A 16,114-nucleotide genomic window follows, 5' to 3' on the forward strand; every position below is an offset into this window, starting at 1 on the left:
TTGAGACACTCTTCCTTCGTGAAGAGGTTTTTTTTGAGCATAAACGGTTTGTTCTACTTAATGGGGAAGACAACCCCCGCTGTGCAGACCGCTCGGCAACGACCGAGCTTTTCCTGTTCACACATCCCCTCTGACTTAAAACTCCAGAGCATGATTTTCGACGTGAAAGTTCTTAATAAAGGCTCGACCTTGTCATAAATTCATCTAAAATGTGTACCATTTGTAAATAAGATGAAGACAAAAGGAGATTGAAAAAATTTGGTTAAATTTACAGAATTAAACATCAGCGAAACAACATTGAAATCCGTAAGACGTATGGGCTTTGAGGAAGCGACACCTATCCAGGAAGGCACAATCCGCCTGGGCATGGAAGGCAAAGACATTATCGGGCAAGCACAAACAGGTACTGGTAAAACAACCGCTTTCGGTATTCCGTTGATCGAGAAAATCGACACACGCGACGGAAATGTGCAAGGTTTGGTCATTGCACCGACACGCGAATTGGCGATCCAAGTTTCTGAAGAACTTTACAACCTAGGTAAAGACAAAAACGTGCGCATCTTGTCCGTATTCGGAGGCCAGGAAATCGGCCGCCAGATCCGCGCTTTGAAAAACCGCCCTCAAATCATCGTCGGCACGCCTGGTCGTTTGCTTGACCACATCAACCGCCGCACGCTGAAGCTTGAAAACGTCAATACACTCGTGTTGGATGAAGCTGATGAAATGCTGAACATGGGCTTCATCGAAGACATTCAGTCAATCATGTCGAATGTCCCTGAAACCCGTCAGACGCTTCTGTTCTCTGCAACAATGCCGGATCCGATTCGCCGCATCGCAGAAAAATTCATGAAGACACCTGAAATCGTTAAAATCAAGTCGAAAGAAATGACTGTCGAGAACATCGAGCAGTTCTATGTGAAATCCGTAGAACGCGAGAAGTTCGACATCCTTTCCCGCTTGTTGAACGTTCAACAGCCGGAACTTGCAATCGTCTTCGGACGTACGAAGCGCCGCGTCGACGAATTGGCGAAAGCTTTGAACCTCCGCGGTTACCTTGCAGAAGGAATCCACGGCGACCTTAGCCAAGCGAAACGCATGTCTGTTTTGAAGCAATTCAAAGCAAACAAAATCGACATCCTTGTTGCAACTGATGTAGCAGCACGCGGTCTTGATATCTCAGGCGTATCACACGTATACAACTTCGATATCCCGCAAGACCCTGAAAGCTATGTTCACCGTATCGGCCGTACTGGCCGTGCAGGCAAAAAAGGCGTAGCAGTAACGTTCGTTACACCACGCGAAATGGGCTACTTGTCAATCGTTGAAAGAACGACGAAGAAGAAAATGGAAGCTCTAGTTCCTCCGACTGCTGACGAAGCGGTTATCGGACTTCAGCGTGTTGCGATGGAACAATTGGAAACAATGACTGAGAAAAACAATCTTGGCAGCTATCGTGAACTTGCAACAGAAATGTTGGACAAGCACGATGCAGTTGATTTGATTGCAGCAGCACTTAAAACGCTAACGAAAGATCCGGAAGATGCTCCAGTCCAAATTACTGAAGAGCGCCCATTGCCATCACGTGGCGGTGGCGGCTACAAAGGTAAAGGCGGCGGACGTTCATCCGGCGGCGGATATAAAGGCAAAGGCGGCGGCGGACGCTCGTCTGGCGGTGGCTACAAAGGCCGTCGCGAGTCATCAAGCTCAAGCCGTCCTTCAGGCGGAGGGCGTCCAGGACGCACTCGCCGTCACGAATCCTAAAATCCAATCAATAAGATAACAAGACGGAGAACCGGCAGCAACTGTCGATTCTCCGTCTTTTTTGTCGTTTCGGAATAAGGTACAATGAAATGAAACGTTCCGGTTCATGAAACGTATAGATGAAGAGAGTACTCTTGATTGGAGATGACATAATGAACCATCAACCGAAAAACCGGATCTCTCGAAAAGGGCTGACTGTCTGGCGCCTCTATGGAATGATCGAGACAGTGGTCGTCGCAGTGCTGTTGGCCGGTGTAGGCACTCTTACATATTTTTTCGACTGGCCAAATTGGATCTATGCCGCAGCGGGCGGATTATTAGTGCTGTTTGCTTTTCTATTCGTTTATTTATTCCCGAAAATCCGTTGGGAAAGGTGGCGCTACGAAGTGCGCGACCAGGAAATCGAATTGCAGCACGGCTTGTTCATCGTCAAACGGACGCTTGTGCCAATGGTCCGCGTCCAGCATGTCGACACCGAACAAGGACCGATTCTCCGCAAATACGACCTGTCGGAGATCTCCATTTCGACTGCGGCGACAACCCATACCATTCCAGCATTGATTACAGAAGAAGCGGATGAACTGCGCTCCCGTATTTCCGTGCTCGCAAGGGTGGCGGAAGATGATGTCTGAGACGCGCTATAAACTGCATCCGATTTCAGCACTCATTAATTTCTTGAAAGGCTTAAAAGAATTGATCTTGCCTTTTGTTATCATCTTCGGCGCAAACTTATTCCGCGAGGACGGGATCTCGGGCATGTTCAACCAAGGCTGGCAAGGTTTATTGCCGCTGCTCATCGGTGGCGTGGTGCTGTTGTTCATGCTGATTGCGGGCATCATCAAATGGAAACGCTTTGTCTATTGGTTTGAAGATGGGGAGCTGCGGATCGAATACGGGTTGTTCGTCAAAAAGAAACGCTACATCCCGTTTGAGCGCATTCAAAGCCTGAATTATACGGAAGGGATTTTCCACCGGCCGCTTGGGCTTGTTAAAGTCAAAGTCGAAACGGCAGGATCCGGAAAAGCGGGGCAGTCGGAGGCAGAACTGACCGCCATTTACCGTGCGGAAGCCGACCGTATCGAACAGGAAATGCATATGGCGAAGCGGGGCTACGCGGCGCAGGGGGATGAAAAACTCTACGGGCCGGCCGAAGCAGAGCCGCTGCAAGCAGAAGTCGCTGAAGAACCGGCACGCGTCTTGTACCGGATGAGCATGAAGGAATTATTGGTGCTCGCCACGACTTCCGGGGGGATCGGCGTCGTCATTTCCGGTGTCGCTTTATTCCTGTCGCAGTTTGCTGAATTGATTCCTTACGACGCAATCTACGAAGAAGTCATGCTGTTCATGCGTTTCGGCTATCTAGTCGTTGCATTGACCGTATTTGCCGGGCTATTGCTTGCGTGGGTCATTTCGGTGGCCATGACACTCATTGCCAATTATCAATTCACCATCCATGCTGATGATGAACGGATCTACATTACACGCGGCTTATTGGAGAAGAAAAAAGTCTCTGTGCCATTCAACCGCGTGCAAGGCATTAAAATGACGCAAAACCCGCTGCGCCAATTATTCGGCTATGTCAACGTCACGGTCGAAAGTGCGGGGGGCACATTGGCCGATAAAGATGAGAAAATCCGTTTGTTCCCGCTGGTGAAGCAAGAGAAGATGAAGCCAGTCCTGGATGAACTGTTCCCCGATTTCGACTGGTCTCCCGAATTGACCCGCTTGCCGAAAAGAAGCCGCCCGTTCTTTTACCGTCTGTCGATCGGCTGGCTCGTTCCGGCATTCGCGGCGCTCGGCTATTTCTTCTATCCTTATGGCCTATGGGCTACTGCGGTCGTGCCGGTCATCATTGCCATTGGCCTCTGGCAGCACCGTTCAGCGGGTTATGCCATCTCTGGCCGCCAATTGACGGCGCAGTTCCGCGGCATTAGTCTGCACCGCTTCTATATGCTGAAAAAACGCATCCAAGTGGTTGCGGTGACGCGGACCATTTTCCAGCGCCGCCGCGATGTCGCGTCTGTCCATGCAACGATCAAATCTGGCATGCTCGGAGCCACGGCGCTCGTGCCGAATTTGGCGCGGGAAGATGCCGAACACATTCTTGCCTGGTATGAACCGTCCAGGCAGCGCCAGGCAATGGATCAGCAATCAGCGAAAAACCCTCAGCCGAATGAACTCGGCTGAGGGTTTTTTGTGAGAATCAGCGGCGGTTTTTTGTGAGAATCAGCGGCGGTTTTTTGCGCGCCAGCTGACGATGCGTTTTGGGTGGAAATAGCTAAGGCCGATCAGGAAACCGGTAATCATGCCGGCGATGTGGGCCGTGACATTGATGTTCGGCGTCACAAATGTCATGACTATACTAATGACGATAATCGGGAGTATAATTTGTTTGAGCTGCGGCAACGCACGGCCGCCGTAATAGACGAGCGCACCGAATGCACCGAAGATCCCGAAAATCGCGCCGCTTGCTCCAACATGTACATAATCGAGCGGCTGCAGGAAATATGTGGCTGCCGATGCGAAAAGCCCGGCCAGCATATAAATGGTGATGAAACGCATCTTGCCGGTCAAACGCTCAAGTTCCGGCCCGAACAGGAACAGCGAGAACATATTGAACAGCAAATGCATAAATCCGCCGTGGAGGAAGATCGGCGTCACGAAGCGCCACCATTCGCCGTTTGCGATGTGGAAGTTCGACCCCACCCCATAATAGTAAATGTATTCGCCAAGCATCGGCAAAAATGTCAGCAAGTGAATGAGGACATTCAACGCAATCAAGGTCGAGACGACGGGATACATTCTTAGGTACTGTGAAAAGCTTTCTCTTCTGATAAACAATAAGGTCACCTCAATTTCATAGCTTTATTATACCCGTTACCCATTTGCGAATGAAAGGAGAAACCTTTATGATAACAGGAATCGGTCTTGATATTGTCGAGCTGGAGAGAATCCGCAAGCTCGATGAAAGATCTTCGAAATTCCGCGAGCGTGTCCTGACCGAATCGGAGCTTGCCGAATATCTTCTATTGAAGAATAAACGCAGAATCGAATTTTTGGCGGGGCGTTTTGCGGCGAAAGAAGCATTCGCCAAAGCCCGTGGCACCGGAATCGGCGCAGCATGCCCTTTTTCGGATATGGAAATCAGAAAAGATGAAAATGGCAAACCCGGCATGTTTTTCCGCGGTGCGGAATGCGGGTTCGTTTCGATCACCCATTCAAAAGAATTTGCCGCCGCGCAAGTTGTTTTGCAAACCGAATGAACAGGATGTGTAGACTATGGAAATGTATCGACCGACAAAAGCAGTTATCAACTTAGAAGCGATCCGCAATAATCTGGCGGCATTCCAAAAACGTGCTGGCGACGCCAAAGTGATCGCAGTCGTCAAAGCGGACGGCTATGGCCACGGGGCAGAAGAAATTGCCCGCACCGCCATTGAACACGGCGTCCGCATGCTCGCGGTCGCGACGCCAGACGAAGCGGTGTTATTGCGCCGTGCGGGAATTGAACAGGATATCCTCGTAATGGGGGCAGTACCTGCTGCATTCGTGCCTGTCGCGCAGCGCGAAAATATCATCGTTACCGCTCTGTCGCTCGAGTGGATCGAGACGGCTGAAAAATCCGCTGTATCAGGGCAGCCGCTGCGCGTCCATTTGAAAGTCGATACCGGAATGGGGCGTCTTGGCATACAGCCTGAGGAAGCGCAGGTGGCATTTGCCAAACTGGCTTCGGAAAAGTTTTCATTCGATGGCATCTTCACTCATTTCGCTGCAGCAGACGATGAGGACCCGACACTTTTTGAGCAGCAGGTTGAACGTATGAATGGCGTCTTGGAGCAATTGCCGGAAGGCGTCATGGTTCATGTGTCGAACAGCGCGGCCGCACTCATGCATCCATCTGTCGCTTGCGATGCTGTACGGATCGGCATCTCGCTCTACGGCATCGCGCCCTCGCCTTATGTCGGCGAACATTCGCCGATCGCGCTTGAGCCGGCACTGGGTCTGGAAACGGAAATCGTCCACATAAAAAGAGTACAGCCGGGTGCGACGATCAGCTACGGCGCTACTTACCGGAGTGAAGAAGAAGAGTGGATCGCCACGCTTCCTGTTGGCTATGCGGACGGTATGTTGCGCGGTTTGCAAGGACAGGAAGTGCTGGTGCGCGGCGAGCGGGCACCGATTGTCGGGCGCATCTGCATGGATCAATGCATGATCCGCTTGAAAGAACAGCTTCCGGTCGGAGAACCGGTCCAATTGATCGGCCGCCAAGGGGAAGAGGAAGTCTTGATCGACGAATGGGCCGAAAAGCTGGGCACAATCCCCTATGAGATCCCTTGTATTTTGACAAAGCGGGTTCCGCGCGTCTATGTGAATGGCACCAAAAATGCCGGATCGCCTTTTCAGTCGAACGATTCAATGGTAAGATGAGAAGGTAAACTAGACAGAGATCGGGATTTTCGGAGGTGTCGGCTGTGTACGAGAAGTCAAAGACGAAAGAAGTGGTGGTCAAGTTGCCGAAGCAATTCATGTCGGAGCTTACTGCCCATTCAGATGAACGCATTGAGGAGAACGGTGAATTCATCTACGTATCCACTCAACGGGTAACAAAAAATGTCTACGATTCATATCATATTCGGGAAGCGATGATCAAGGGCTACGTGGAAATGTCGCAGATCAACCTGTCGATTGCCTGCGAATGTTCGCACGCTGAGTACGAAGCGGAGCACACGACAGTGCAACTCGTAAGCGGAGGGTGACAACTTGATTGTAAAACGCGGGGATGTTTTTTTCGCAGAATTATCACCGGTCGTCGGGTCCGAACAAGGCGGGACCCGTCCGGTCTTGGTGATACAAAACGATATCGGGAACCGGTTTAGTCCAACAGTGATCATTGCGGCGATCACCGCCCAGATCCAGAAAGCCAAGTTGCCGACGCACGTGGAAATCAACGCCAAAAAATACGGCTTTGAGCGTGATTCTGTTATTTTGCTTGAACAATTGCGGACGATTGATAAATCGCGTCTGACCGATAAGATTACACAGCTGGACGATGCGTTGATGGAAAAGGTGGACGAAGCCTTGGAAATCAGTGTCGGACTTGTAAAATTTTAGCATACATACTCCATGGAAATACCCCGAGATGGCTTTTCTCGGGGTGTTTTCGTATAGAAAATCATCGTAATTGGGACGGTTCATCAAAAAAGATGTGAAATGCTTCGTTTTCCGATACAATGGATAGACAAGTATGAAATTGTGGCTGCAAGGGTCACCGGGAGGGTTTTACGACAAGATGAACAAACAAATGGCTACATATATACAAGAAAACATGACCGACATCATTGCCGAATGGCAGCAAATGATGAGAGATGAGAAGGACGAACCTTCTTTCCAGGTGATGTCGGAAGAGATGGTGAACCAGACGAGCCGTGAATTCGCTGGGCTGATGACTTCAAGTCTTCTCGAAAGCCATCAGGTCTATGAAAACCGCTTGCAGGATTTTGCCGAGAAAGTGGTTCGCCTTGGCTGGTCCATCACGTTCATGACGAAAGCAATCGATCATTTTGCTGAAATCGTCTACGAAGGAATGCGTGATGCCGGTACCATCCATCCAAACAACATGGATGGATTTATCCATGAATTTGCGAATTGGGCCACGCCGATCCGCAACAGTATGATCGACACGTACTCTAAAACCTGGGAGCGGACGGTCAGCCTGCAGAAGATTGCATTGCAGGAACTGTCTGCTTCCTTGATCCCGGTTTTCGACAAAGTTTCTGTCATGCCGCTCGTCGGAACGATTGATACGGAACGGGCGAAATTGATTATGGAAAACCTGCTCGACGGTGTCGTCAAACATCGTGCAGAAGTGGTGTTATTGGATATTACCGGCGTGCCGGTCGTCGATACGATGGTGGCTCACCACATTATCCAAGCCGCAGATGCCGTACGCTTAGTAGGGGCGAAATGCATGCTCGTCGGGATCCGCCCGGAAATTGCCCAAACAATCGTAACGCTCGGCATCAATTTGAACGACTTTACGACAACAAGCACATTGCAGCGCGGGGTAGAACAAGCGTTGGCTTGGACAAACCGAAAAATTGTGGAGGTTGAGGAAGTATGAATGTGAGAATCCCAATTCTAAAACCGAAAGATACATTAATTGTTTCGATCCAATGGGAACTGGATGACCAGACAGCTTTGCAGTTCCAGGAAGATCTTTTGACTAAATTGCACGAAACCAGCGCCCGCGGGGTGGTCATTGATTTGACGTCCATTGACTTTATTGATTCATTCATTGCCAAAGTGCTGGGGGATGTCATCAGCATGTCCAGCCTGATGGGGGCAAGAGTGGTTATTACCGGTATCCAGCCGGCAGTTGCCATCACTTTGATCGAGCTCGGAATTCGACTTGAAGATGTTATGACGGCACTTGACCTAGAGAACGGCTTGGAGAAACTTCAACTGGAATTGGAGGCTTGAAGATGAGCGACCAATCCTCAGTGGAAATCTTAACGGAATGGGATATTGTAGCGGCACGGCAGCTCGGGCGCAATGTCGCCAAAGAGCTCGGCTTCGGCACAGTGGACCAAGCGCGGATCACGACAGCCATCAGCGAGCTTGCCCGCAATATTTATTTATACGCCGGCCAGGGCAGGATTGAAATCCAGCAACTGACCGAAAATGGCATGAAGGGAATCTTGATCATCGCGGCCGATAGCGGTCCGGGAATTCCTGATGTCAGAAAAGTAATGGAAGACGGTTTTACGACATCAGGAGGATTGGGTGCAGGCCTGCCGGGTGTCAAGCGCTTGATGGACGATTTCAAAATCGAAACGATCCAAGGCGAAGGGACAGATATACGGGCTACGAAGTGGCTCCGCTAGGGGGAACGCTAAATGCCTCAACACATTGAAGCACAGTATCAGGAAATTCTGAACGAATATGTAAAAAAGCAGACGGAGCAAAATTTGTACGTCGGCCAAAATTTCAGCAGGCAACTGATTCTGGAGAACATTTCTCCGGAAGAAGTGATCAGTATGCACAAAGCAGCCATCCGGGAGCTCTATAGCGATCTCCCGGATGTTGTTTGGCATTCATTCGATTTCCTGATCGAAATGATGATCAATTACGGATTGGCCCTGCAAGAACGCCAAAGTTTGCTGAAGCGCCAGGAAGAGCTGAAAGTGGAAATGGACTTGGCAGCCAATGTGCAGGAAACATTGCTCAAGACAAAATTGCCGTCGCTTGACGGGCTGGATATCGGCTTACTGTCGATCCCGGCCAAAAAGATGAACGGGGATTATATTTATTTTGTCAGTGATTACGATGGCTACGCCGGCGTAGCCGTTGCCGATGTCATCGGTAAAGGCCTGCCGGCAGCTCTTTGCATGTCGATGATCAAATTCGGAATGGACAGCTTGAACAGCTCACATGCCCTGCCAAAAGACGTGCTCGGCGTCATCAACCGGATCGTCGAAAAAAGTGTCGACGACTCGATGTTCGTGTCGATGTTCTATGCAAATTACGATGCAGGAGCAGCCAGCCTCACTTACGGGTCGGCCGGGCATGAACCTGCCATTCTTTATCGTGCAAATACAGGGGAATTTGATGAACTCGAAGCAAAAGGTTTGCTGCTCGGCGTTTCTCCGGCCGCGGTTTATGAAGAGCATTCCGTCACCTTGGAAAAAGGCGATATGGTCATCATGATGACGGACGGCGTGACAGAAGGCCGTACGGAAGAAGGCTTTATCGAGCGCGAAGTCATTTATAAATTGATTGAGCAAAAGAAAGAGCAACCGGCTCAGGCGATTGTCCAACATGTCTACGATGAACTTGAACGAATGCAAAATGCAGAACTACAGGATGATTTCACTTTAGTGGTTTACAAGAAGGTTTAATTCGATGTTTAAAGTCATTGGATAGCGGGTAAGAAAGCTTAGAATGGCTTTTTTTCAGCCGAATTGAATCATACAAAACGGGGTGTCATATAGAGATGAATATTCAAGTTAATTTGACAGAAAATGACAATAAATTAAAAGGCGATATTCACGGGGAAATCGATGCGCATACAGCACCGGTACTCCGCGAAAAATTAGAAGCGTACCAGGCGCAAGAGGGCTTGAATGCCGAATTGGACTTATCCGGTGTCGACTACATGGATAGTACAGGCTTGGGCGTTTTTGTCGCGTTCTATAAATCCATCAATGCAAAAGGCGGCCATTTGAAACTCACTGGCCTCTCGAGCCGCTTGAAGCGCCTTTTCGATATTACGGGCCTAGGCGACATTATGGATATTGAAGCAGCAGTCGGGAAGGGTGGGAATTAATCATGCGTCCTTTCGATTATGTAGAGATGCGAGTCCCGGCCAAATCCCAGTACGTAGGCGTTGCCCGTCTGACGATTTCAGGCCTTGCAAGCCGCATTGGGTTTTCATTTGATGATATTGAAGATTTGAAGATCGCTTCAAGTGAAGCAGTGACAAACGCCGTCCAACACGCTTATTCAGAAGGCGAAGAAGGTGAAGTTGTCATCGGGTGTGCATTATATGAAGATAAAATTGAAATTATGGTAGCCGACCACGGCCAAAGCTTCAACTTTGAAGAAACCAAAGCAAAAGTAGGCCCTTATCACGATCAGGAAGAAGGGGCGTTCCTGCGCGAAGGAGGTCTCGGCCTGTATTTGATCGAAACGCTTATGGATGAAGTGAAAGTACATCATCAGGAAGGCGTAACTGTCTTTATGACCAAGCATGTTGAAGGAGAGCGGGTGGAAGAGGATGTCGAAACAATCTCATCCTAATCAGCCAACGAAAGAACAGGTACTGGAATGGATTGAAGCTTATCAAAAAACAGAGGACGAGGAAGCACAGACAAACCTTGTCCTTAATTACCGCCGTCTCGTGGAATCGATTGCCCGTAAGTATTCAAACGGCAAATCTTACCACGAAGACATCGCACAAGTGGGCATGCTTGGCTTGCTCGGTGCGATCCGGCGCTATGACCCATCCTATGGCCGTAGCTTCGAAGCTTTCGCGGTGCCGACCATCATCGGCGAAATCAAGCGCTTTTTGCGTGACAAAACATGGGCTATCCATGTGCCGCGCCGCATAAAAGAACTGGGGCCGCGCATCAAAGCGACGGTTGAAGTGTTGACAACAGAACTTCAGCGTTCCCCACAAGTGTGGGAAATCGCTGAATATCTGGATGTTGATGAAGACGACGTTTTGGAAGCGATGGAGATGGGCAAAAGCTATCAAGCGCTTTCCATGGACCATTCTCTCGAGGCGGATTCGGACGGCAGTACGGTTACATTGTTTGACGTAGTCGGCCAAGAAGATGATGGATACGAAAAAGCGGATCAGCGCATGCTCGTGGCGGAAGCGATGAATGTCCTTTCCGATCGGGAAAAGCAGATCATCCAATACACCTACATAGAGCAGCTGAGCCAGAAGGAAGCGGGCGACCGCCTGGGTATTTCCCAGATGCACGTTTCGCGCCTTCAACGAAAAGCCATCAAAAAGCTTCAGGAAGCCATTTTGGCCGCCGGCGGGGTTTCCTAGTGGAAGAAATTCGCCATGAGAATGTGGAAGCCTATGCCTACAACGCAGCAAAAAAAGGGAATTACGAATCTGGCGACAGTTATTTCACTGTATTGACGGATGAATACTTTATTTGCTCCGTAGCCGATGGTTTGGGAAGTGGGCCTGTAGCACGCGAATCGTCACAGGTCATCCCGCAAATCCTGAAAGAATATCATCATGAGACAATCGATCAATTGATGAACCGCTTCAATGGTTTAATGATGCAAAAACGTGGCGCAGCGGTCGCTATTTTTAAAGTAGACTTTAAGAAACGCACCTTGGAGTACAGTTGTGTCGGCAATATCCGTTTCTATCTTTATAGAAGAGAAACTGACGAAGTGATTTATCCGCTACCTGTAATGGGCTATCTCTCGGGAAGGCCCCAAAAGCTGAAAACCCAGCTTTACACGTATTTGGAAAATGATTTGTTCCTGATTCACTCAGATGGCGTGGATTTGCGTAATCCAAAAGCGATGATGAGAAGAGCGGGAGCACCGAAACGGCTGTACGAAGATATTCTTGCATCCATTCAAACAGGCGACGATGCTACATTAATTTCAGGAAGCCTTCTCCATTAGGGAGAGGCTTCTTTTTTATGGAAAAAGCAATGTAGTGGCTTGTTTCTCCCATTATCAACAGGCATGTTAAAATAGAGAAGCAGAAAGGAAGTGCATACAATGGATACTCAGCAATTGCACGCATTGATCGCCAAGGATGCCGGCGTTAAACCAGATCAGGCAAAACAAGTCATTGAACTTCTTGAAGGTGGCAACACGGTGCCTTTTATCGCTCGTTACCGAAAAGAAGCGACTGGTTCATTGGATGAAGTCCAGATAAAGGCAGTAGAAGATCGTTATACATATATCCAGAATTTGGAGCAAAGAAAAACAGATGTAATCCGTTCAATTGAAGAACAGGAACAACTGACTCCCGAGCTTGAAAAAGCCATCAAAGGAGCCACCGTGCTTCAAAGAGTAGAAGATTTATACCGCCCATATAAACAAAAACGCCGCACGAAAGCGATCATCGCAAAAGAAAAAGGGCTGCAGGGACTGGCAGATTGGCTTTTGAAACCAGGAAAAGAGCAGATCAAAACGGTAACGAAACAGTATATCAGTGTTGAAAAGGGTGTTGAAACAGCGGAAGAAGCGCTTGCAGGAGCACAGGATATTTTAGCTGAACTTTTTGCGGATGATCCGGATATCCGTGAAAAAGCTCGTCGCATGACTCGCGATAATGGTTTGCTGGAGACGGCCGCCAAAAAAGGCCACGAAGACGAGAAACAAGTCTTTCAAATGTATTATGAATACAGCGAAGCGATCAAAAAGATTGTCCCGCACCGTATACTCGCCATCAACCGCGGCGAAAAAGAGGGTGTGTTGAGAGTAACGGTCACACCTCCAGTCGACCGAATCATTCGTTTAATGAAAGATAAATGGATGAAAACAGGAAGCCCTGCCGCGAAAGAAGTCGAAGCAGCCATAGAAGACAGCTACAAACGCCTGATCCAGCCATCTATTGAACGCGAAATCCGTACGGAACTAAGTGAAAAAGGTGAAACGCAGGCCATACACATTTTTTCGGAAAACCTTCGCAATCTGTTATTGCAGCCTCCCATGAAAGATAAAATGGTGTTAGGTATTGACCCAGCGTACCGCACAGGCTGCAAATTGGCAGTGATAGATGAGACCGGGAAACTATTGGAAGTGGCGGTCATTTATCCGCATCCCCCAAAATCCGATCAAAAAGGCGCGAAGAAAATCTTACAGCGTCTAACGGACAACTACCCAATTGAAATCATGGCAATCGGAAATGGCACCGCGTCACGTGAAACCGAACAATTCGTTGCCGATTTTCTTGGGGAAACTGCGAACAAAGCGTCATATGTCATCGTCAACGAAGCAGGTGCCAGTGTGTACTCGGCCTCCGATGTAGCCCGCGCAGAGTTTCCGGACTTACAAGTCGAAGAACGCAGTGCAGCTTCTATCGCCCGCCGTCTCCAAGACCCGCTTTCGGAACTCGTGAAGATTGACCCGAAAGCAGTAGGCGTTGGGCAATACCAACACGACGTCTCGCAAAAAAAGCTGGCAGACCAATTGACCTTCGTTGTTGAGACCGCAGTCAACCAAGTTGGTGTAAATGTTAACTCTGCTTCAGCTTCTCTCCTTCAATACGTCGCCGGACTCAGCAAGACCGTTGCTGAGAACATCATTAAAATGCGTGATGAGAACGGCCGTTTTACTTCCCGTGTCCAATTAAAGAAAATCCCTCGCCTCGGCGCCAAGACTTATGAACAAGCTGTCGGCTTCTTGCGCATAACAGAAGGGAAGAATCCGCTCGACGCTACCGGCATTCACCCAGAAAGTTATGAAGCTGCTGAGAGGATCCTCAAGTTGATCGATGCGGACAAAAAAATGATTGGCCGCCCAGAAATTCTCGCGAAGCTGGAAGACTTGGACCTAGAGACATTAAGCCAGGAGTGGGAAGTCGGCAAAGTGACACTCAAAGACATTGTGGATGCGTTGAAGAAACCCTTCCGCGACCCGCGAGATGAGTTCCCTCAACCATTGCTGAAGAGTGACGTCTTAAAGATGGAAGACTTAACTCCCGGCATGGAAGTGCAAGGAACGGTGCGCAACGTCGTCGATTTCGGAGCTTTCGTCGACATTGGCGTGAAACAGGATGGGTTGGTCCATATCTCTAAATTGAAAAAGGGGTTTGTTAAACATCCGCTTGATGTCGTGGCAGTCGGAGATATCGTTACCGTATGGGTCGATCAGGTCGAAAAACAAAAAGGCCGGATCGCTTTGACGATGCTGCCGCCAAAAGAACAACAACCGGATTTTCAGGAGAGATAAGATGACGAACGAAGAATTGACGAAGTTGATTGCAGAGATTTCCCGCGACACCTTCGGAAAATCATTCCGCCATCAAGGCGTGTTCAACAAACGCCTCCGGACAACAGGGGGCCGTTACTTACTGGGTTCACATAACATTGAAATCAACCCGGCTTCATATGAGAAGTTCGGCGGTGATGAACTGACGGGCATCATTAAGCATGAGCTGTGCCATTATCACCTCCACCTTGAAGGAAAAGGATACAAGCATCGGGACAAGGATTTCCGAGAGTTGCTACAAGAGACAGGGGCTCCGCGCTTTTGTTCTCTTCTTGTAGAGAAGCGGCGGAAGACAACTGGCTTTCATCTGTATGAATGCATCTCTTGCAAAACGGAATTTCCAAGAAAGATCCGTATGAACACTGCCAAGTACAGATGCGGACGCTGTAGCGGCAAGCTGCGGGTGAAAAGAGAAAAGAGTTTATAAAAGAAAGAGCCGCTGATGAAGCGGCTCTTCTTTTATGTCTAGCAGCTTGCGGTAAAGTTACACTAGACGGAAATGAGCAAAAGAAAATACTGTGATTCGTATTCATATAGAAGAAGGGTAAACGGGGGCAAGGGTCACCCGCCGTTCATTCTAATCAAACCTTCATAGGTTCTCGGCCGTTCAGAGTCTTTCGGCAAACTAGTAAAGTGGGCCAACTAATTGTTCTCTGAGCTTAATCGTTTGAAGTATATTGCTAAACGAAACACTGAACTCAAATTAAAATATAAAATGATGAATAAAAGTATTGACGATTCTTGTAAGGCTCTTTATAATAGAAAAAGTCGACAAGTACTTAAACATTATTCCGAAGTAGCTCAGTGGTAGAGCACCGCACTGTTAATGCGATGGTCGTAGGTTCGAGTCCTACCTTCGGAGCCATTTAATTGGCCCCTTGGTCAAGCGGTTAAGACACCGCCCTTTCACGGCGGTAACACGGGTTCGAATCCCGTAGGGGTCACCATACATATATTGAATTACTTTTTCTAATATAATACTTGTGTGCGGTACAATTGAAAATATTATTATTGTCGCGGGGTGGAGCAGTTCGGTAGCTCGTTGGGCTCATAACCCAAAGGTCGCAGGTTCAAATCCTGCCCCCGCAACCAAATGGTCCCGTGGTGTAGCGGTTAACATGCCTGCCTGTCACGCAGGAGATCGCCGGTTCGATCCCGGTCGGGACCGCCATTTTTTCAATGGGGTATAGCCAAGCGGTAAGGCAACGGGTTTTGATCCCGTCATGCCCTGGTTCGAATCCAGGTACCCCAGCCAATTTTAGGGTTACTGAGACGAACTTCAACTTGAACGATTAGTTCTTGACAAAGAAGAACTGAAGTTATATAATAGAATTTGTCTCAAAAAAATATATTATTTGCGGTCGTGGCGGAATGGCAGACGCGCTAGGTTGAGGGCCTAGTGGGAGAAATCCCGTGGAAGTTCGACTCTTCTCGGCCGCACCATACATATTCAATTACTTGCGCCCGTAGCTCAATTGGATAGAGTACTTGACTACGAATCAAGCGGTTAGAGGTTCGAGTCCTCTCGGGCGCGCCATTTATCTTCTATATAATATGCGGGTGTAGTTTAGTGGTAAAACCTCAGCCTTCCAAGCTGATGATGAGGGTTCGATTCCCTTCACCCGCTCCAACATTATTTTTGAACCTTGAAAACTGAACAGCAAAACGTCAACAATACAGCCGCGAGTGATCGCGGCAAACTTACTGATCAGCTTCGGCAGATCAAGCGAATCGCGCGTCTTTCGAGACGGCGATGCGCCAGCAACTATTGAGCAATCAATACTACTCTATAATGGAGAGTTTGATCCTGGCTCAGGACGAACGCTGGCGGCGTGCCTAATACATGCAAGTCGAGCGGAGATAGTGGAGCTTGCTC

At 48.9% G+C, this 16,114-nt stretch carries 18 protein-coding genes, 8 tRNA genes and 1 rRNA gene; 26 read left to right on the plus strand and 1 reads right to left on the minus strand.

Features of this window, described 5'->3' with window-relative positions; genetic code table 11:
- The first annotated feature begins 258 nt into the window (after positions 1-258).
- The 3 genes from cshA (at position 259) to DFR62_RS14125 (ending at position 3,948) form a co-directional block, all read left to right on the plus strand.
- Complete coding sequence (gene cshA, locus DFR62_RS14115; RefSeq protein ID WP_121300968.1) at positions 259-1,761, plus strand: degradosome RNA helicase CshA; 1,503 nt, start codon at positions 259-261, stop codon at positions 1,759-1,761.
- Positions 1,762-1,913: 152 nt separating this feature from the next.
- On the plus strand, positions 1,914-2,393 hold the full coding sequence (locus tag DFR62_RS14120) for a PH domain-containing protein (RefSeq protein WP_121300969.1): 480 nt from the start codon (positions 1,914-1,916) through the stop codon (positions 2,391-2,393).
- Positions 2,386-3,948, plus strand: a complete 1,563-nt coding sequence (locus DFR62_RS14125; RefSeq protein ID WP_121301001.1) for a PH domain-containing protein — start codon at positions 2,386-2,388, stop codon at positions 3,946-3,948. Before DFR62_RS14120 ends, DFR62_RS14125 begins: the two co-directional genes overlap by 8 nt.
- A 39-nt stretch (positions 3,949-3,987) precedes the next feature.
- On the opposite strand, the gene DFR62_RS14130 is transcribed toward DFR62_RS14125, so the two are convergent.
- Positions 3,988-4,602 (minus strand): rhomboid family intramembrane serine protease, encoded by a 615-nt coding sequence (locus DFR62_RS14130; protein WP_058381780.1) that lies wholly within the window; start codon positions 4,600-4,602, stop codon positions 3,988-3,990.
- 68 nt (positions 4,603-4,670) lie between these two features.
- On the opposite strand from DFR62_RS14130, the gene acpS reads away from it, so the two are divergent.
- From acpS to DFR62_RS14245, 23 genes are all read left to right on the plus strand, one after another.
- Entirely contained in the window at positions 4,671-5,024 is a 354-nt protein-coding gene (gene acpS, locus DFR62_RS14135) for a holo-ACP synthase (RefSeq protein WP_121300970.1), read from the plus strand.
- Positions 5,025-5,040: 16 nt separating this feature from the next.
- Positions 5,041-6,189 carry an alanine racemase gene (alr, locus tag DFR62_RS14140; RefSeq protein WP_121300971.1) on the plus strand — a complete coding sequence of 383 codons (1,149 nt, stop codon included), beginning with the start codon at positions 5,041-5,043 and terminating at the stop codon, positions 6,187-6,189.
- 44 nt (positions 6,190-6,233) lie between these two features.
- The gene (locus DFR62_RS14145; RefSeq protein WP_058381777.1) at positions 6,234-6,518 is read left to right on the plus strand and encodes a hypothetical protein; all 285 of its coding nucleotides are present in this window, start codon (positions 6,234-6,236) and stop codon (positions 6,516-6,518) included.
- A gap of 4 nt (positions 6,519-6,522) precedes the next feature.
- Positions 6,523-6,873 carry a type II toxin-antitoxin system PemK/MazF family toxin gene (locus DFR62_RS14150; protein ID WP_058381776.1) on the plus strand — a complete coding sequence of 117 codons (351 nt, stop codon included), beginning with the start codon at positions 6,523-6,525 and terminating at the stop codon, positions 6,871-6,873.
- A 178-nt stretch (positions 6,874-7,051) separates the two neighbouring features.
- Positions 7,052-7,882: an RsbT co-antagonist protein RsbRA gene (locus DFR62_RS14155; RefSeq protein WP_121300972.1), complete on the plus strand. Its 831-nt coding sequence runs from the start codon at positions 7,052-7,054 to the stop codon at positions 7,880-7,882.
- On the plus strand, positions 7,879-8,241 hold the full coding sequence (locus tag DFR62_RS14160; RefSeq protein WP_121300973.1) for an STAS domain-containing protein: 363 nt from the start codon (positions 7,879-7,881) through the stop codon (positions 8,239-8,241). The genes DFR62_RS14155 and DFR62_RS14160 overlap by 4 nt, the downstream gene beginning before the upstream one ends.
- A gap of 2 nt (positions 8,242-8,243) precedes the next feature.
- Complete coding sequence (locus DFR62_RS14165; RefSeq protein WP_058381773.1) at positions 8,244-8,645, plus strand: anti-sigma regulatory factor; 402 nt, start codon at positions 8,244-8,246, stop codon at positions 8,643-8,645.
- A 12-nt stretch (positions 8,646-8,657) separates the two neighbouring features.
- On the plus strand, positions 8,658-9,659 hold the full coding sequence (locus DFR62_RS14170; RefSeq protein WP_121300974.1) for a PP2C family protein-serine/threonine phosphatase: 1,002 nt from the start codon (positions 8,658-8,660) through the stop codon (positions 9,657-9,659).
- Between the two features lie 95 nt (positions 9,660-9,754).
- The gene (locus DFR62_RS14175; protein ID WP_058381771.1) at positions 9,755-10,087 is read left to right on the plus strand and encodes an anti-sigma factor antagonist; all 333 of its coding nucleotides are present in this window, start codon (positions 9,755-9,757) and stop codon (positions 10,085-10,087) included.
- 2 nt (positions 10,088-10,089) lie between these two features.
- Entirely contained in the window at positions 10,090-10,560 is a 471-nt protein-coding gene (gene rsbW, locus DFR62_RS14180) for an anti-sigma B factor RsbW (RefSeq protein WP_058381770.1), read from the plus strand.
- On the plus strand, positions 10,538-11,320 hold the full coding sequence (gene sigB, locus DFR62_RS14185; RefSeq protein ID WP_058381769.1) for an RNA polymerase sigma factor SigB: 783 nt from the start codon (positions 10,538-10,540) through the stop codon (positions 11,318-11,320). The genes rsbW and sigB overlap by 23 nt, the downstream gene beginning before the upstream one ends.
- Positions 11,320-11,919: a PP2C family serine/threonine-protein phosphatase gene (locus DFR62_RS14190; protein ID WP_121300975.1), complete on the plus strand. Its 600-nt coding sequence runs from the start codon at positions 11,320-11,322 to the stop codon at positions 11,917-11,919. Before sigB ends, DFR62_RS14190 begins: the two co-directional genes overlap by 1 nt.
- Positions 11,920-12,018: 99 nt before the next feature.
- The gene (locus DFR62_RS14195) at positions 12,019-14,199 is read left to right on the plus strand and encodes a Tex family protein (RefSeq protein ID WP_121300976.1); all 2,181 of its coding nucleotides are present in this window, start codon (positions 12,019-12,021) and stop codon (positions 14,197-14,199) included.
- A gap of 1 nt (position 14,200) precedes the next feature.
- Positions 14,201-14,665: a SprT family protein gene (locus tag DFR62_RS14200; RefSeq protein ID WP_121300977.1), complete on the plus strand. Its 465-nt coding sequence runs from the start codon at positions 14,201-14,203 to the stop codon at positions 14,663-14,665.
- 363 nt (positions 14,666-15,028) lie between these two features.
- A tRNA-Asn gene (locus DFR62_RS14205) sits at positions 15,029-15,103 on the plus strand.
- Positions 15,104-15,110: 7 nt separating this feature from the next.
- Positions 15,111-15,185, plus strand: a tRNA-Glu gene (locus DFR62_RS14210).
- A gap of 68 nt (positions 15,186-15,253) precedes the next feature.
- Positions 15,254-15,330: transfer RNA gene (locus DFR62_RS14215), tRNA-Met, on the plus strand.
- Positions 15,331-15,333: 3 nt separating this feature from the next.
- Positions 15,334-15,409: transfer RNA gene (locus tag DFR62_RS14220), tRNA-Asp, on the plus strand.
- Between the two features lie 9 nt (positions 15,410-15,418).
- Positions 15,419-15,493 (plus strand) — tRNA-Gln (locus DFR62_RS14225).
- 102 nt (positions 15,494-15,595) lie between these two features.
- Positions 15,596-15,681 (plus strand) — tRNA-Leu (locus DFR62_RS14230).
- Positions 15,682-15,698: 17 nt separating this feature from the next.
- Positions 15,699-15,775, plus strand: a tRNA-Arg gene (locus tag DFR62_RS14235).
- Positions 15,776-15,794: 19 nt separating this feature from the next.
- Positions 15,795-15,868 (plus strand) — tRNA-Gly (locus DFR62_RS14240).
- Positions 15,869-16,027: 159 nt separating this feature from the next.
- Positions 16,028-16,114 (plus strand): 16S ribosomal RNA (locus DFR62_RS14245); the annotation flags it as partial.

This window comes from Planococcus citreus (assembly GCF_003664125.1).
Classification (GTDB): Bacteria; Bacillota; Bacilli; order Bacillales_A; family Planococcaceae; genus Planococcus; species Planococcus citreus.

Excerpts from the sequence above, each read along its gene's own strand:
- DFR62_RS14120 (WP_121300969.1), top strand. The coding sequence starts at position 1,914 with ATGAACCATCAACCGAAAAACCGGATCTCTCGAAAAGGGCTGACTGTC.
- DFR62_RS14125 (WP_121301001.1), top strand. The coding sequence starts at position 2,386 with ATGTCTGAGACGCGCTATAAACTGCATCCGATTTCAGCACTCATTAAT.
- acpS (WP_121300970.1), top strand. The coding sequence starts at position 4,671 with ATGATAACAGGAATCGGTCTTGATATTGTCGAGCTGGAGAGAATCCGC.
- alr (WP_121300971.1), top strand. The coding sequence starts at position 5,041 with ATGGAAATGTATCGACCGACAAAAGCAGTTATCAACTTAGAAGCGATC.
- DFR62_RS14155 (WP_121300972.1), top strand. The coding sequence starts at position 7,052 with ATGAACAAACAAATGGCTACATATATACAAGAAAACATGACCGACATC.
- DFR62_RS14160 (WP_121300973.1), top strand. The coding sequence starts at position 7,879 with ATGAATGTGAGAATCCCAATTCTAAAACCGAAAGATACATTAATTGTT.
- DFR62_RS14165 (WP_058381773.1), top strand. The coding sequence starts at position 8,244 with ATGAGCGACCAATCCTCAGTGGAAATCTTAACGGAATGGGATATTGTA.
- DFR62_RS14170 (WP_121300974.1), top strand. The coding sequence starts at position 8,658 with ATGCCTCAACACATTGAAGCACAGTATCAGGAAATTCTGAACGAATAT.
- DFR62_RS14175 (WP_058381771.1), top strand. The coding sequence starts at position 9,755 with ATGAATATTCAAGTTAATTTGACAGAAAATGACAATAAATTAAAAGGC.
- rsbW (WP_058381770.1), top strand. The coding sequence starts at position 10,090 with ATGCGTCCTTTCGATTATGTAGAGATGCGAGTCCCGGCCAAATCCCAG.
- sigB (WP_058381769.1), top strand. The coding sequence starts at position 10,538 with ATGTCGAAACAATCTCATCCTAATCAGCCAACGAAAGAACAGGTACTG.
- DFR62_RS14195 (WP_121300976.1), top strand. The coding sequence starts at position 12,019 with ATGGATACTCAGCAATTGCACGCATTGATCGCCAAGGATGCCGGCGTT.
- DFR62_RS14200 (WP_121300977.1), top strand. The coding sequence starts at position 14,201 with ATGACGAACGAAGAATTGACGAAGTTGATTGCAGAGATTTCCCGCGAC.